At 47.4% G+C, this 16,597-nt stretch carries 13 protein-coding genes; 5 read left to right on the plus strand and 8 right to left on the minus strand.

Annotated features, from left to right (window positions below; translation table 11 throughout):
* Nucleotides 1–151: 151 nt before the first annotated feature.
* Both HQ865_RS20400 and HQ865_RS20405 read right to left on the minus strand, forming a co-directional pair.
* Nucleotides 152–1,687 (minus strand): IS1182 family transposase, encoded by a 1,536-nt coding sequence (locus HQ865_RS20400; RefSeq protein ID WP_173412997.1) that lies wholly within the window; start codon nt 1,685–1,687, stop codon nt 152–154.
* A gap of 367 nt (nt 1,688–2,054) precedes the next feature.
* Nucleotides 2,055–2,726 (minus strand): peptidylprolyl isomerase, encoded by a 672-nt coding sequence (locus HQ865_RS20405; protein WP_173416676.1) that lies wholly within the window; start codon nt 2,724–2,726, stop codon nt 2,055–2,057.
* Between the two features lie 117 nt (nt 2,727–2,843).
* Between HQ865_RS20405 and HQ865_RS20410 the strand changes: the two genes are divergently transcribed.
* Complete coding sequence (locus HQ865_RS20410; RefSeq protein WP_173416677.1) at nt 2,844–4,166, plus strand: glycoside hydrolase family 28 protein; 1,323 nt, start codon at nt 2,844–2,846, stop codon at nt 4,164–4,166.
* Nucleotides 4,167–4,171: 5 nt separating this feature from the next.
* Nucleotides 4,172–5,302, plus strand: a complete 1,131-nt coding sequence (locus HQ865_RS20415; protein ID WP_173416678.1) for an acyltransferase family protein — start codon at nt 4,172–4,174, stop codon at nt 5,300–5,302.
* Between the two features lie 8 nt (nt 5,303–5,310).
* On the opposite strand, the gene HQ865_RS20420 is transcribed toward HQ865_RS20415, so the two are convergent.
* Complete coding sequence (locus tag HQ865_RS20420; RefSeq protein ID WP_173416679.1) at nt 5,311–5,556, minus strand: DUF3820 family protein; 246 nt, start codon at nt 5,554–5,556, stop codon at nt 5,311–5,313.
* A gap of 78 nt (nt 5,557–5,634) precedes the next feature.
* A complete protein-coding gene (locus tag HQ865_RS20425; RefSeq protein WP_173416680.1) occupies nt 5,635–5,856 on the minus strand; it encodes a hypothetical protein in 222 nt (73 codons plus the stop codon).
* 258 nt (nt 5,857–6,114) lie between these two features.
* Here HQ865_RS20425 and HQ865_RS20430 point away from each other — a divergent pair, with 258 nt between their 5' ends.
* The gene (locus tag HQ865_RS20430; RefSeq protein ID WP_173416681.1) at nt 6,115–6,789 is read left to right on the plus strand and encodes a hypothetical protein; all 675 of its coding nucleotides are present in this window, start codon (nt 6,115–6,117) and stop codon (nt 6,787–6,789) included.
* A gap of 12 nt (nt 6,790–6,801) precedes the next feature.
* On the opposite strand, the gene HQ865_RS20435 is transcribed toward HQ865_RS20430, so the two are convergent.
* The 3 genes from HQ865_RS20435 to HQ865_RS20445 form a co-directional block, all read right to left on the minus strand.
* Complete coding sequence (locus tag HQ865_RS20435) at nt 6,802–7,254, minus strand: 3-oxoacyl-ACP synthase (protein ID WP_173416682.1); 453 nt, start codon at nt 7,252–7,254, stop codon at nt 6,802–6,804.
* 200 nt (nt 7,255–7,454) lie between these two features.
* Nucleotides 7,455–8,222, minus strand: a complete 768-nt coding sequence (locus HQ865_RS20440; protein WP_173416683.1) for a helix-turn-helix domain-containing protein — start codon at nt 8,220–8,222, stop codon at nt 7,455–7,457.
* A gap of 218 nt (nt 8,223–8,440) precedes the next feature.
* Nucleotides 8,441–9,274, minus strand: coding sequence for a hypothetical protein (locus HQ865_RS20445; protein WP_173416684.1), 834 nt, complete (start codon nt 9,272–9,274; stop codon nt 8,441–8,443).
* Between the two features lie 1,027 nt (nt 9,275–10,301).
* Here HQ865_RS20445 and HQ865_RS20450 point away from each other — a divergent pair.
* Both HQ865_RS20450 and dinB read left to right on the plus strand, forming a co-directional pair.
* Complete coding sequence (locus HQ865_RS20450) at nt 10,302–12,851, plus strand: glycosyl hydrolase (protein ID WP_173416685.1); 2,550 nt, start codon at nt 10,302–10,304, stop codon at nt 12,849–12,851.
* Between the two features lie 252 nt (nt 12,852–13,103).
* Nucleotides 13,104–14,213 (plus strand): DNA polymerase IV, encoded by a 1,110-nt coding sequence (dinB, locus tag HQ865_RS20455; protein ID WP_173416686.1) that lies wholly within the window; start codon nt 13,104–13,106, stop codon nt 14,211–14,213.
* 1 nt (nt 14,214) lies between these two features.
* On the opposite strand, the gene HQ865_RS20460 is transcribed toward dinB, so the two are convergent.
* The gene (locus HQ865_RS20460) at nt 14,215–16,596 is read right to left on the minus strand and encodes a hypothetical protein (protein ID WP_173416687.1); all 2,382 of its coding nucleotides are present in this window, start codon (nt 16,594–16,596) and stop codon (nt 14,215–14,217) included.
* Nucleotide 16,597 lies beyond the last annotated feature (1 nt).

The following is a 16,597-nucleotide window of genomic DNA, read 5'->3' on the forward strand; positions in this document are numbered from 1 at the left end:
TCATAAAACAAAAGAGGCCGTATCATAAATCAAATGATGCGGTCTTTATTTTTTTAGCCTAATAGCTGAATTTGGTATTGAGTTTCTATGGAATTTTTTGAGGGGGAGGGGGTAGCTTTCTTGGGCGAACCTGAGTGGTAAAACGACTCATTTAAGCCGCTTTTTTCCTTAGATTTTGTGCGATTGCAACTAAACCCCATTCTATTTCTACTTTTTCCTTGCCGCGGAGCATAAACCGTTTAAAGCCATGGTTCTGCTTAATATTACCAAATACAGGTTCTACATCAAAGCAGCGTTTCTTTCGCCGTTGTATGCCTTCTTCACTGTTTAACAGCTCGTGCGCCTTTTGTTTCAGGCGGTTCAGGTTTTCATTGATTTCAATGATCCGATTCCCTTTTGATTTATGGCAAATACCGTTCAGCGGACAGTTAGCGCAGTTAACTGCCTGGTATCTTTTTACCGTTTGTTCAAACTCCGTGCTTGTTTTTCTTTTACTTGTTCCGATGAAATTCATTTGCTGGCCCATCGGGCAGATGTAACAATCTTTCTCCTGGTTGTAAAAAAGCTTATTTGCTGCAAAAGGGTGCTTGTTGTTGTGATTCTCATTTTGTTCCTTATCGAACATCCCATACTTTACAAAGGCGATTGTTCCTTTTTGTTCCAACCGCGTGTAGTTCTCCTCGGAGCCATATCCGGCATCGGCTGTAAGCACTTGCGGTGCTTTGCCAAAGCTGACTTCATGCTGCGCTAAATGAGCACTTAATGTATTGGTGTCTGTGGTGTTGGAGTGAATGGTGTAATTGACAATGAACTGGTTGGATGTGGATATCTGAACATTATACCCCGGTTTTAACTGGCCGTTTTTCATGTGGTCTTCCTTCATCCGCATGAATGTGGCATCCGTATCGGTCTTGGAATAGCTGTTGCGTTCACCCAGCAGAGCTTCCTGCTGCTCATAGCGGGCAATGGCCTGCGGGTAATGTTTGCTGATATACCGCAGCTTGCTTTTGACCTGTTTGGAAACATCCTCACGCGAGGAAAGCTTCTCATTGAGTTTATCTACTGCGGCATTGACCTTTTCACTGTCAATAACAGTAAAGTCAGGCGGATCAGGCAGCCTGTCTTCTTCTTTTGCTACGCTTTGGGCATAGTCCCATATCTCTGACAGCTGCTTTTTCATCTTTTCCTTATTGGTCTGAATCGCTTTCTTCCAGACAAAGGTATACCGGTTTGCATTCGCCTCTATCTTTGTCCCGTCCGTATTCACTTCTTCAATACTGAGCAGGCCTTCCTCTGCCAAAAGTTTCACCACATCTTCGAACACATCACGCAGCGCATGCTTCAAACGTACGCCCCGGAAACGGTTGATCGTATTATGATCAGGATAGTTCATCGAACTCAGCCACATCAGGTAAACGCTTTCCCGGCAGGCTGCTGCCAGCTTTCGGCTGGAGTAGGTGTTGGTTACATACCCATATACCAGCACCTTTAACAACATTTGCGGGTGATAGCTTGAACTCCCGCGGATATGATAAGCTTTCAGCAATGGTTCCAGATAGAGCCTGTCGATCACATCGTTAACTACACGCACCGGGTGCGATGCCGGAACTAATTCGTCAAGTGTTGGAGGAATAGCCATCAACTGCCGTTGCTGGTAGGGCTTGAATACAGGTCTTTTAGAGGACATACTACGCTACTTTCGATACATAAATATATGAAAATCAGATTATTATATCAAATAAATACCCCTCTTTATTCCAATAAATTATGCACAAATAAAAAAGAGGCCATACCATGATTTATGATACAGCCTCGTTTTTATGGGGTTTCCGATGCCCTGCGGAGGTCAGTGTCATTATTTAAAGTCCTTAAGGTGCCTGTGAGGACACAGGAGCCGGGTAAATTTCCCCCGTGGTCTGTGTCCCCACAGATCACTAACCAACGAGGACTCTGCGCAGACAGATTTCTCTTTCGCGCCACCTCAATTGCCCCGCTACGCTATCGTAGTAATTAAGACCAAAGGAAATGACAAGCAGTTTTAAAGTAACTGTGCCCTATTTCAACTCTTTTGCAACCTCCTTCACAGTCAACACCGTAACCCGCATCCCCACCGGCGTATCGGGGTTGCCGTTCTTATCAACCTTTAAAGCCGTCACCTTGTCTATCCAATCCATCCCTTTAACTATCTCACCAAACACGGTATAGTTTTGGTCTAACGATGGCGTACCGCCAACCGTTCTGTATACTTCTCGCTGTTCGGGTGTAAAATGTACGTTGTTGCGCTTCTCAATGGCATCCAGTTGGGCATCGGTATATTTACGGCCATCCACAAAATAAATTTGGGTAGTGAACGATTCCTTGTCCTTGTTATCATCCCGGCCCATGGCCAGCACGCCGCGCTTGTGGAATAGATTAGGCGCGAACTCCGGTTTTATCCATTTCATTTCGGGCTTTAGCTTGCGGCCTTTTTCGTACAACGAATCGGGGTCGCCGCCCTGTATCACAAAGCCTTTTAAAATGCGGTTAAAGGTGGTGGCATCGAAGTAATGCTTTTTGACCAGGCTGATGAAGTTTTCCCTATGTACCGGTGTTTCGTTATACAGCTTAACAATACAATAGCCTTGTGCCGTTTCTATTTTTACGTATTGGTTGGTTGGCTGGGCCTGCAAGGTGCCCGCTGTGAGACCGATCAGCAAGATGACGAGGAGTGAGATCTGTTTGCGCATACACAAACTTGCACAAAATCAGCCTGAATTGAAAGCCATCCCGCACCATGCTGTACGGCTTTTTTATTGGGGCATTATTTGTATGTTAGAAACTTCAAAACCGATTAAAACACTAAAATGAAAACTAACCGATATGCGGCCGCTATGGCCATTGCCCTGTTTTTGGCAACAGGGCTACATACCAGTTCTGCCATGCATCCGCACCATAAGCTTTCTGAGGTAGCTATAGCCGCCAAACGCTACAACATAGCCGAGAACGGCGCTATTGGCGATGGCAAAACGCTAAACACAACCGCCATACAAGCCACCATAGATAAATGCGCCAAGGGCGGCGGTACCGTAGTGGTACCACAGGGCGTTTTCGTAACCGGATCGCTATTTATCAAACCGGGCGTTAACCTGGAATTTTTAGATGGATCAGTACTGAAAGGATCGACCAATATTGAGGATTACCCTAAAATGACCACCCGCATTGAGGGCCACTTCGAGCCGTGGCGCTGTGCTTTACTGAACGCCGATAAGGCCGACCACCTGCGCATTACCGGCAAAGGTGCGCTGGATGGCAGCGGCCAACCTTTTTGGAAGGAATTTTACAGCCGCCGCAGCGCCGACCCAAAGACCACCAATCTTAACGTAGAGCGCCCGCGCCTAACCTTTATACAAAACAGTAAGGATGTGGTGATCGACGGCATCGCGTTCACCAATTCGGGGTTCTGGAACCTGCATCTGTACCGCTGCCAAAAACTAAAAGTAAATAATTGCCGCTTTGTAGCGCCCGATGGCAAGGTGCCAGATGATCATGCGCCAAGCTCGGACGGGATAGACGTGGATAGTTCGCAGGATATAGAGATCAGCAACAGTTTCTTTTCGGTAGGTGATGATGACATTGCGCTAAAAGGATCGAAAGGGCCGTTTGCTAACCAGGATAAGGATAGTCCGCCAGTTGAGCACATCTACATACACGATTGCATTTTCGAGGCCGGCGGCGGTATCATGACCTGCGGCAGCGAGGCCACCCTGGTGCGCGATGTGAAGATTGAGCGCTGCACCACCCGCAAGCCGGTAGTAATGCGTTTGAAACTGCGCCCCGACACCCCACAGCAGTACGAGGATATCACCATCAGCGATATTACGATGGAGAACGGCAGCGCGGTATTCAACGTATCGCCATGGACGCAATACTTCGACCTGAAAGGCCAGGAACCGCCTAAAGCGCTGGTACGTAATATCAAGATATCGAATATTAAAGGCAGCGCGGTATCGCTGGGCGGTATAACCGGTCATGCCCAAACCACCTTTGGCGATATCACTTTAAAAGATGTGGAGTTGACCGTTAAAAACACTACTTTTAATCGCAGCGATTTCCCGGGGCTGAAATTTGAGAATGTGAAGGTTAATGGCGAAATTATGCCTACGCCGCAGCCCAAGCCGAAACAATAAACTGAATGGCCGAAACACAGGTATACCAGGCATCAAAAAAACACTATCCCATTTTAGATGGACTGCGTGGCGTTGCCGCGGTGATGGTGGTATGCTTCCATATTTTCGAAACCTTTGCCGATGGTAACCGCTTTAAACAGGTTATCAACCACGGTTACCTGGCAGTCGATTTCTTTTTTCTGCTATCGGGCTTTGTAGTAGCCTACGCTTACGATGACCGCTGGGGCAAAATGACCCAGTGGGATTTTTATAAGCGCCGCCTGGTGCGCCTGCAACCCATGGTGATAATGGGGACCATCATTGGCGCCGCGTTATTTTACCTCCAGGCTTGCGATGCCTTTGCGCCGATTGCCCTAACCCCGGTTTGGAAAATGCTGCTGGTGATGCTTGTTGGCTTTACGCTGATCCCCATCCTGCCATCTATGGATATCCGTGGCTGGGCCGAAATGCATCCGCTGGACGGGCCATGCTGGTCGCTGTTTTTTGAATATGTGGCCAATATCCTTTACGCGTTGTTCGTTCGTAAATTCAGCAAAACGGCCTTATCCATCTTGGTCTTCCTGTCGGCTTGCTTTTTGGTGCAATACCTTATTATGGGGCCGCAGGGCGATGTCATCGGTGGCTGGTCGGTTGACCCAACACAGCTACATATTGGTTTCGCGCGGATGCTTTATCCATTTTTTGCAGGGCTGCTGCTTTGCCGCATGGGCAAGCTCATTCATGTGCGCGGAGCGTTTTGGCTATGCAGTTTTATGCTGGCGATTATATTTATACTACCACGCGCTGGCGATGAGCAACACCTGTGGATGAACGGCATTTACGAATCGGTTTGTATCATCGTACTTTTTCCGCTCATTGTAGCCATCGGTGCAGGTGGCGAGATAAAAGGAAAGCGTTCGGCCGCAATCTGTAAGTTTTTGGGCGATATCTCTTACCCCTTATATATCACCCATTACCCTTTAATTTATACCTACGTAGCCTGGATAAGCAATAATAAAGTACCGGTAAACAATGGTTTGCCGATAGGGGGATTACTGCTGGTTGTGGCGTTAACAATAGCTTACGCCTGCCTGAAGTTATACGATGAACCGGTACGCGAATGGCTGCGGAAAAAGCTTTGGGCAAAGCAGGCCTAAAAACAACTTTACCTGTTCTGCTGTGCCAGCGCCTTTTTAACCTGGTATAAAATTTCGCTTAGCCCGTTGGTTTTGATCTCGAACGCGGTAGAGAGCAGCATCCCCATTTTATCCTTAGTGAAGCCTTTGCCCGACATCCACTCTAAATAATAGATGGGCAGATCGGCAATGATGGTGCCTTTGTACTTACCGTAGGGCATACGGGTTTGCACAATATCTATCAGTACCTGGGGGTTGGGTTGTACATTTTCCACGGCTAAAATTAGCGATAATTGCCAAACGAAAGACAAAAATTGGCTTATGCCGCGGCGTTCTTTTTAATGAAGTTAAATTTAGCGCCGGATGCTAATGTTGGATACGATAATATAATTACCCGCTTTTAAAGCCGAAGTATCCTTTCTCCAATCCAGGTTAACATTGATGGGGAATGCCGTACTTTCGGGTATACCAAAGTTTGATAGTGTACCATTTATCCGGTAGAATGATGGCGGGTTTTTCGTCGTGTCATTATCGATCACGATCTTAATGCCGCCACAAACCGCGCAAGTAGCCATATCATAACCGGTTAATATACCATGAGCGGTATTTTGCGGCCGCGTTTCTTTCCTGCAGCCATTAAAAATCATTACGGCTGAGAGCAATAGCAATGTAACCCTTTTCATAATATCTACTACGCTACATTTATACAAAGCGCTACATCGTTTTAGTAAAATAAGTGATACCCAGAAATCCTGCAAATGGCAAAAGCACTCATTGCTGATTTATTGTAGCATTATTTACCCCGCCCGCGTATCTGTAAAAAACTAAAACTTATGAAACGCTTATTTTTATTTTTACTATGCGCGGCGGCTTTTTCGGCCTGCAAAAAGGAGGTTATTAAAGATGACGGTATCATCGTCGACCCGCCGATGATGCGGCTGATATCCAGCGACACCCTGAAAACCGGTGGTAAAATGGGACTGAACATCGGCCAGCAGGGTAGCGATCTCTATCTTAAAATACAGCAGTTAAAAGCCTCGGGGCAGATCAGTTATATGTACGTGGTATCAAACGTTTACACCGCGCTGGATGCGCTGCAAACCAAGATCCCTTTATATCAATCGCTTTATTTAGACGAAACCGTTGGAACCGGCACTGGTGTGCAGATATATTATGCCAGTAATAAGGTAGAATCTATTTTTAGCAATGATGGCGCGATACTGAGCAAATGGCCCTCGGGCGTGGCGGCCAATGCCACTATCAGTGTTGGCGATTCGCGCGATGGCATCTATCAAAAACTGCTGAACATCAGGAACACCGCCTACGCCAATAAACTACAGCGCATCAGTCTTTTTAGTAAAGACCTGGATACCATTTACGAAGCCGGCATGAATGCGTTGCCGCAATGGTATTTTGCTGTTAAGATAAGCGAAAAGCGCTGGGAGCATATCCAGCTGATGTTTACCAACGGCGTGCTGACCTCCATTTACGATAACATATACGAATAGCAGGGACAGGGCCTACATTACCGATAAAATAGTGTAGGCTTTACCATTCAGGCTAAACTCGTCGCCCGCTTTGCAGCCCAGCATTTTTACCCCGATAGGCGAGGCGGCCGATATGGCAAAATAACTATCATCGCCCAACTTTAAAATTCCGGCGCTTACAGATATATAGAAACTGCCATTATTTGTCTTCACCACGCTGCCTTCTTCAACCGTTTCCGATTGGCCCGATGTGCCGATGCGGTTAAGCGCTACCAGCAGTTTATTGGCCTCGGTTAATTGGGCCATGTTACGGTCGGTTTCCTGCTGCAACATCTCGCGGCCGGTCTCGTATTTATCGCCCGCGCTGCTTTTGGTATCCTCGGCGGCGCTTTGCTCGGCCGATTGGATAGCCAGTTGGGCGTTTTCAATACGTTGCTTCACAAAGTCGAGGCAGAGCTGGTGCAGTTGTTTTTTCAGATCGTTCATATCGTTTGGCAAATATGATGATTTAACCGCATAGGATACAAAGAAGAGTACATAACAGGCACGGCAATTAGCGATGGGTTCTACATTTGGTGTAACCCTTCCCTGCCCCCTCCCATTGGGAGGGAATTGCACATTCCCCGTTTTTTTCAAGGTTTCAAACTCATCGCTAACCATAAAATGCGCCGAACACTACAACCAGCTTAACCCACCTGCAGTTTCGCCCAACCGTTTAATTCGCGGTACAAAATGTAAAGCATCAGCACGTTCACCGGTACAGAAAGCAACAGCGCTGTGTTGATGATCTGCACATTCAGGCTTAGGTACAATACCCCCACCATCGCTATTAAAATACCGGCAACCTGGTAGCTGCCGCCGTTTTGCTGCCCTTTGCGGGCCAACGATTCTTTAAGCATCCCGGCGCCGATAATTACCATATTAATACTCATTAAAATAAATATGATGCCCTGCCCAATGCTGAAGTAGGTATTTTTAAACAAGTCGAGCAGGTTAAGCACGGGGAATAGTACGGTCATGATGACAATAGAAACGGCCAGCAGCCAGTTTTTATAAAACTTGCCAATGAGGTAAAAGCCCCTGAGGAAAAAAACGGAGCTGACCATGTGAATAACCGAGGTAACAACATGGGCAAATGGCGGCAGCTGATGGGTGATCAGGTGGTAAATAACAGGCACGCTGTTAATAATAAAAACCAAACCGGCTACGTAAGCGGCCTGCATTTGGCGGGATAATGTTTTTGTTTCCATTGAATTTTGATTAAGCTGATTAAGGTTGGCCCCTAAAGGTGCGGCCAGCATATTTAAGGTATACATGCGCGGCATTACCTCGCCGGCCTCGATACGCTGAATGGTGCGCACATTCAGGCTGCATTTATTGGCCAGTTCCTGCTGGGTAAGCCCTTTGGCGGTTCTCAGTTCGGCAATGTTTTTTCCAAGTGTGGGTTGAGACATAAGGCGTTGATTATGATGCAATATTACAGATAGATACCAATGCGGCCAACAAAAGCCCAGCGGCATTTACACGGCATTTGATAAAAGCCGCCCAAAACCGGCGGCACTCAGCAGCAAAACAGAGGAAAGCAGATGGCACAAAAAAGCGCCCGCGAAATTCGCGGGCGCTTTTTAATAATTTAAAAGAGGAAAGGGATTGGAGCTTTTCCTTATATTGATTAAAGTGCCTTAACCTCGCCGGTAAGGAAGTTAACCGAGAAGTCTTTAGTTTCAGAACCGTTACCGGTGTAGATAGACAGGGTGCCTTTGTTATCGGGTATAAAGGTGATAAAACCGGTAAACACGTTGGTAGGTGTTTGGCCTGGGTTGTTATCGCCAACTACATCAACAATGGTCATCACAAATTTTACCTTGCCCGAAGTATAGCTTGGCACCTGGCTGTTATCAGGGTAACGGATGGCGGTTACGCCTTCGTTCCAGTTATAAGCAGTGCTGTATTTGTGCCATTCGGTAGTGTTATTGTTGCCATCAACTTTAGATGAATAAACAACGGTATTGGTTAAGCCCAATACGCTTAGTTGCGTGTAGTTAGCATCGGTAGCTTTTACATCGTAAGTTAAACCAACGGTGTAATAGTTTTTAAAACCAGCGCCGGTTTCGGTTTTGGTGGTTGTGTCTTTAATGTTGTAAGCATCAACATTCCAGTTATTGTTGTAATAACCGTTGCACAGGTAGGTAAATACCCGGGTGCCAATATAAGTGGTGGTAACACCATTACTTGTTGAGGTTTGGTTGGTAGGCGTAGTCATTACCGAACCGCATGGATGCTGATCGTCCATGGTTTTTAGCGTACCGCTGTTGGTTTTTAAACCATTGCCAGATGCGCCAACGCCGCTACCCAGCGAGCTGTAAAGGCCCATTGCTACTTGCTTAGCCTGCGCAGCGGTAAAAGTTTTGCTGCCGGTTGTGGTGGTTTCATTTTTTTTGCACGATACGCTTAGCATTACCGTGACAGCCAGTAAGGCCAGTGTGATCTTTGAGGAGGTTTTCATACAGGTGTAAGTGTTTTTCAATTATTATTGGTGTTTCAAGCGTGTTTTTAACAAAAAAAGTACCAAGCGCTACCCAACAAAGCAACCCGCTATGTGGAAAAGCGATTGTGGAAACCACGGGGAAATCAATACACAAACCGGGGATTTTACACCCGGCACGGCGCATACTCAGAGGTGAAGTCTAATCTTCTAAATCATGCCTGTTAAAGCCCTCCAAACCCCCGAAATCGCCATCTACTTCCCTGTAGTTTCAAATTGCGGAATAAAATTAACAACAACAGGTTGATGCCTGCAAATAATACCTGCGTAATGGTTGTAATTTTTACAAAACTTACCTAATGTGCAAAAGGTGATTAATGATAGGTTAAATTACTGGAATAAAGCAAATTGTACAGCTTGCGTAAAGGCCTGGGCAATATGAAATTACCATTAAGAAAAGGGTTTGTAAAGCAGGGGTATTGCTGCTATTAAAGGTTGTTCCTGCTTTCCGTTGCAAGCCCGCGCCGGGGCATCCGCGCACGGGGCCATCCGCGTCTTGCGGGCTTTACACTGCAATATGGTTTAGGGATGAAAAAACGGGGAAACTGGCTACTGCGGCTATGAGCAGACGAACGTTAATACTTGCAAATCCCTTAAATTTTTGGTATATTGTATACCCTGTAGCTTTAATACGCCGCCTGATCCATTACCGATTATACGATCCTGCAAAGCGAAAAATTCGTATAACTCCCCAAAATCGACAGGAAATCAATTAAAATCTATAGGAAACTCCGGGTTATCATATCGGTTTTGACAGCAATTTTCATCACCCCGATACCCGGGCTTAGTTCTTTGGTCTATTAAAAGCATATATTTAAGCAAAAGCTATATAAAAGCAGCAGGCTCTGTGCTCCCTGTGTCAATCTCCGTGTCCTCCGTGGTTAAATCCCTCACCGCAAAAAAATTTATGATAAGATTCTACACAGGATGCCACAGGGAGGTTGTATCCCCAATATTTTATAATATTGACTAACCAAAATAACCTGAAATGATCATCCCGAAACACGCTAAGCTATTTGTGCTGGCCATTGCCTGCATTACACTTGTACAAACTACAGCTAAAGCCCAATACAATACTGCCAAACCGTGGACATTCTGGTGGTGGATGGGCAGCGCGGTAAGCGACAAGGATATCAAACATAGCCTCGAACAGTTTAAGCAAGCGGGCATTGGCGGTGTGCACATCATTCCCATCTACGGGGTGAAAGGTTATGAAAATCAGTTCCAGCCATTCCTTGGCGCCCAATGGATGCACTCCTTAGCCTATACCGTAGCCGAAGCCAGAAAGCTGGGCCTGGGTGTAGATATGACTACCGGCACCGGCTGGCCCTTCGGCGGACCGAACATTAGCGAAGCGCAAAGCGCCAAAAAGTGGGAGTATACGGGTGGACAGTTTAAAGCGGTAACCACCGGGCAAAAGGTTAAGCGCTCGGCCCCGGGCGGCGCGGGCTTTGTGGTTGATCCATATGATAAAAACATGATGAGCCATTACCTCGTCCGCTTCGACAGCGCCTTTGCGGGCAAAAATATCCCGCTGCGATCGACCTATAACGACTCGTACGAGGTATACGGCGCAAACTGGACCAACAACTTTTTAGATGAGTTTAAAAAACGCCGCGGCTACGATCTGCGCTCGGTTACAAATATATTTTTAGATAGCACCAACACCCCGCTCACCCGCCTTGTGAAGATGGACTATCAGCAAACCCTGTCGGAGTTGCTGTACGATAACTACCAGGTATGGACCAACTGGGCCACCAAACATCACCAGCTTACCCGCTACCAGGCACATGGTTCGCCGGGTAATATACTGGATCTGTATAGCCTGGCTACCATCCCCGAAACCGAGGCATTCGGCAGCAGTAACTTCAATATCCCCCTGCTAAGGGTTGATGCTGATTATCTTGCCGAACGCCAGGGCCGACCCAACCCGCTGATGATGAAATTCGCGTCGTCGGAAGCAGGTGTGGCAGGTAAAAAACTGATCAGTTCGGAAACTTGTACCTGGCTGGCTAATCACTTCCGGGTGTCGTTGTCGCAGGCTAAGCCGCAGGTTGATGAGTTGTTCGCGGCGGGCATTAACCACGTGTTCTACCATGGCACCACCTATTCGCCACAGGATGAGAAGTACCCGGGCTGGTTGTTCTACGCCTCGGTAAACTTCGGGCCTACATCACACTTTTATAAAGATTTCCCCCTGTTGAACAAATATGTGTACAACTGCCAGAACATCCTGCAAAACAGCAAACCCGATAACGATGTGCTGGTTTACTTCCCCATCCAGGAGATCTGGGCCGATCAGGCGACCGCCAATGCCGGCATTCACCAGCTGGATGTGCACCATTACGAGAACTGGTTTGCCGCGCACCGTTACGGTAAGTTAAGCAAGGAGCTGGCTCAAAAAGGCTTCTCGTTCGATTATATCTCCGACAGGCAACTGAACGGTGTGAAAATTAACGCGGGCAAAGTGCAAACTGCGGGCGGTGCTTATAAAGTGATCATCGTTCCCCAAACCCAATACATGCCGCCGGCCACCCTGCAACACCTGCTGGCTTTAGGCAAACAGGGCGCCACCATCATCTTCGATCAAAATCTGCCGCATTATCCAATGGGCTATGCCGGCTTTAAAGAAAACAGCGCAGCTTTCGAACAGACAAAGGCCGCCATTAACGCTGATAAACATTTTACCATTAGTCCCGATCCTACGGCTGCCTTAGCACAACACGGCGCCTCGCAGGAAATGATAGCAGAACAGGGCTTGTCGTTCATCCGCAAAAGCCAAAATGGTAAGGCGGTATATTTCATCAGCAACCTAAATAATAAATTTCACGGAGGATGGGTTAAATTAAGCAGGGGCAGCGGAAACGTAGTGGGTTACGATCCATTAAACAATAAAAAGTTCGGCATCCCGGTTAGATACAGCAAAAACAAGATAGAGGTTTACCTGTCCCTGTTACCAGGGCAATCTTGCTTTGTGACGGAAGACGCTAAAGGCATCATTCCGGCAAATGCAAAGGAACCAACAGCTTACCAGTCTTACGCGCTTAATACCAACTGGAAGTTGCAATTTATGGGCGGACGGCCTGATTATCACAAAACGTTTAAGATAGACACGCTGCAATCGTGGACTACCTTAAGCGATACCGCCGCCATTTATACCGGCACAGCTAAATATACCGGCACGGTCAACATTCCGGCAAATGTGGTTGGCAAAAAAGACCTGATGATAGATCTGGGTACCGTAAACGAATCGGCCACGGTTAAGATAAACGGCAAGACGGTGGGTACGGCCTGGGCCATCCCATTCAGGTTAAGTATCCCGGCCAATGTGCTGGTGGCAGGTAAAAACACGCTGGAGGTGGCGGTAACCAACCTGTCATCAAACTACATGAAGATGTACGACAAGCAGCACCCCGAATGGCGCAAGTTTTACGATGCCAATATTGTGGATATTACCTACACGCCATTTAATGTAGATAAATGGCAGGTGATGCCATCGGGCTTGAGCACTAATAATGTAAGGATATTGTATAGGTGACCTTTTTCAAAGTCCCTCTCTAAAGGAGAGGGACTTTGAAAAAAGCATTGAGGTGGTTCCCTCCCAGGGGATGGGTGCGGTGGGGTGTGCGGTAGCAGGGAGGGGTTTGTACGGCATGGCATCACGACTAAACTCCACTCTCCCAATAGCAGGGAATCGCACTATCCCCACGCTTTGAGCAACCCTGACCTCTTGATGTCTATTACGCTCTGGAGAGGGCAGGGTTAGGTTTTTTCCCTACTTTAGTAGTTAATGGAAACCGTACCCGCTATTACTCACCGCAAGATCATCCATATTGATATGGATGCCTTTTATGCTTCGGTTGAGCAGCGGGACAATCCCGAATACCGGGGCAAGCCCATTGTGGTAGGCGGCCTGCCCCAGGGGCGGGGTGGTGTAGTGGCTACGGCCAGTTACGAGGCGCGTAAGTTTGGTGTGCGCTCGGCCATGTCATCTAAACGGGCGGTGCAGCTTTGTCCGCAGGCTATTTTTATCAGGCCACGATTTGATGCTTATAAAGAAGCCTCGGGCCGCATCCGCGAGATATTTCACCGTTATACCGATCTGATCGAACCATTGTCGCTTGATGAGGCTTACCTTGATGTTACCGAAGATAAGCTGGGTATCGGCTCAGCTATCGAGATCGCTACGCAAATTAAACAGGCCATCAGGGATGAGTTGCAGCTAACCGCATCAGCAGGGGTATCTATCAATAAGTTTGTGGCTAAGATCGCTTCGGATATCAATAAGCCGGACGGACTTAAATTTATCGGCCCTTCATCTATCGAAGCCTTTATGGAAACCTTGCCGGTAGAAAAATTTTATGGGGTGGGCAAGGTAACTGCCGAAAAAATGAAGAAGATGGGCTTGCATACAGGCGCCGATCTGAAGCGGTTGACCGAGGATGAAATGTCGCAGCATTTTGGCAAGGCGGGCAGGTTTTACTACCAGATCGTTCGGGGGATAGATGATCGCCCGGTACAGCCCCATCGCGAAACCAAATCGCTGGGGGCCGAGGATACCTTTCCCTACGATTTGACCACCGCCGAGGAAATGAACGCCGAACTGGATAAAATTGCCGAAACGGTAATAAAGCGCCTGCAACGATACGAATTGCAGGGGCGCACCATCACCCTGAAGGTAAAGTACAGCGATTTCAGGCAGATCACCCGCAACCGTTCGTTCACCAAACCGGTGGGCGATTTGGACACTATTGCTACCATCGCTAAAGAATTACTACTGGCCAGTGGTATAGACGATGTAAAGGTTCGCCTGCTGGGTATCTCGCTATCCAACTTTGGCGAAATTGAACCGCGGATCATATCAAAAGGCAGCGACCCGGATCAGCTGAAACTATTCTGAGCTACTTATTAACCTCGAACGTAAAATACTTAACACCCGATTGGCCGTTGGCCCCTATACCTTGTACCACACCGATATATCTACCTGTTTTATCTGAAGTATAAAACGAGGCTTGCGTTTTTCCATCTGCGCCTGTATTTACATTCGGCGACCAATACAGCAGGTTACGAAAATCGGGCAGGCGGCTGTTTTGCTGATCGGGGGTATCGTAAACCGGCGAATAAAATTCGCGCTTTAGTTGCATGCCTTCGTAGTCCAGCACGATGGAACGGGGATCGAGTTCTTGTCCGCCCAGATCTGTTTTGTAACTGGTGAACGAAAGAATACCGCTGGCATCAACAGCACCGTTATAATACTGCCGATTAACCGTTTCCAGGCGTTTTATCTTCAGCGGGTCGATGGCGATCACTTTGTCCATATTAAAAACCGGGATACCATCTAAAAGTACCAGTGGATCGCCCTCTAAAAATTGGTCCTTGCCGATTGGGCTTAATACTTTGATACGGAAGTGAGGACCGCTTTTTACCACGTTAACCTCCGAAACATACTCGCGCAAAACCTCCTCCATGGTGGTAAAGCGGGTAAATTTATCCAGCAGGTAAGGCCGGTACAAATTAGCGTAGAAGCCGCTGCTATCTATACCCGCGGTACTGAACTGGCGCAAATTTTCGGGCCGGTACAAGTTTTGCACCTGCATGGTAACACTGTTATCATCCAGCTGACGGCTTAAGATTTTATCGATATAAAACGGGCTTAGCTTAGTTGATGAATAGCGCTCGGAAAATGGGCTGTTGATGGTAATACGATAGCCAATGGTATCAACCTGGGTGTTGGGTTGCACCACAATTTCGTTATTGCCATACAATTCGCGGGTGTTAAACACTACCTCGCCTGCGGCATCGGCAGTGGCTCCGTACAGCTGTGGCTTTTTACTGATGACAGCCAGGTATACATTTTTATTTTTTGCCGGGGTTCCATCCCGCGTGGTTATTTTACCGGTAACCAGGTGCCCGTTGTATTCGGGCAAAAAGCTGAATGATGGCATTCTGCTGCTTAGTACATCATCCCATTTAAAACGGCTCCAACCCTGGGTAAGCAGCAGGTTATCCAGCGCCTGGTTGGTTGCCGGGTTAACATTGTTGAAATAGTATTCAGGCGATTCGATATTCCCCTTCAGCTCCGACGCCAGCCATAAATAACTGGCAATATCTGTACCCGGTGTTTTGTTTAACGAATCTATACGATATACCGCTATCGACATATCAGCCGCCTGCGCGCTGCCATCACTGCCTTTGGCGGTCAGGTATACGTTCATTTTTTTACGGGTGCCGCGTTGCAGCTGCATATCAGCATTGATATTAAGCACAGCCGGGCGCTTAAAGTACAGGCGTTCGGCCACTGCTGCACGTTCGGCATTGAACAAGGTAATGTGATTAATCCCCTCTCCAAGTTTATCCTTATCTATATTTACGGTGCTGCCATCGGCACGGGCCTGCTGGGCTATGGTTACCCTTGAGCCATTATGGGCAAGCAGGTAAACATCACCGGTATTGGTGCCACTTATTTTTACCTGTAATTGCTTGCCACCGTCATCGCTTACCTGCATTACGTAGCCGGTTGTATTGGCGGCAGGTAAAGGTTTTATCAGTACGTTATCCGCACCGATGCGCATTACCGCCTTGTAAGTATTGTTTGCCACCGGGGTAAACGCAAAACGCCCGATACCAAAATTAGCCGTGCTGAAACGGGCCACAGTATCGCTGCGCTGGTTAATGATCACGCCGTTAACGTTTATCCCCCTGCCATCGATCCCGGTTACTTTAAAGCCCACCGTACTGCTTATGCCGTTAACCAACGCGCCACCTTCAGGAAAAAATTGGATATCCGCATCGGCCTTCGCTAATTTAACCGGCGCATCGGGCGAAACCAATGGGTTAACAATGGTCAGTTGCTTTTCAAAGTACAGATCGGGGCTAAAATTTTTCATCCAGTTGGTATAGGCCCGCAGTTTGTAATTGCCGTTACCCAGTGTTACCGGGATGTATAACGAGCCGCCGCCGCTACCGTTTTTCAACGCTATTTTAGCCTGCAATACCGGGCTGTCGCCTGCATCAAGCACATCTACGTAGGCCAGCTTACTTACATCAAGCGGTTTGTTTTTCCCGGCATCAACTACGTATAATTTAAACCAGATAATTTCGCCCGTCATGTAAAAAGTACGGTCGGTATGGGTATACACCTTTTCCTGCAATACCGTGCTGCTGTACTTTTCAAAACTGGCCTGTATGTTAGTTTGTGCCTGGGCGCGAAGTATAAAAGGCACAAATACGATAACGGCCAGCAGCAACAATGTCTTTTTAATTTTGTGATGGGTCTCTTTCATA

Origin of the sequence: Mucilaginibacter mali (genome assembly GCF_013283875.1) — a bacterium.
GTDB classification, from domain to species: Bacteria; Bacteroidota; Bacteroidia; order Sphingobacteriales; family Sphingobacteriaceae; genus Mucilaginibacter; species Mucilaginibacter mali.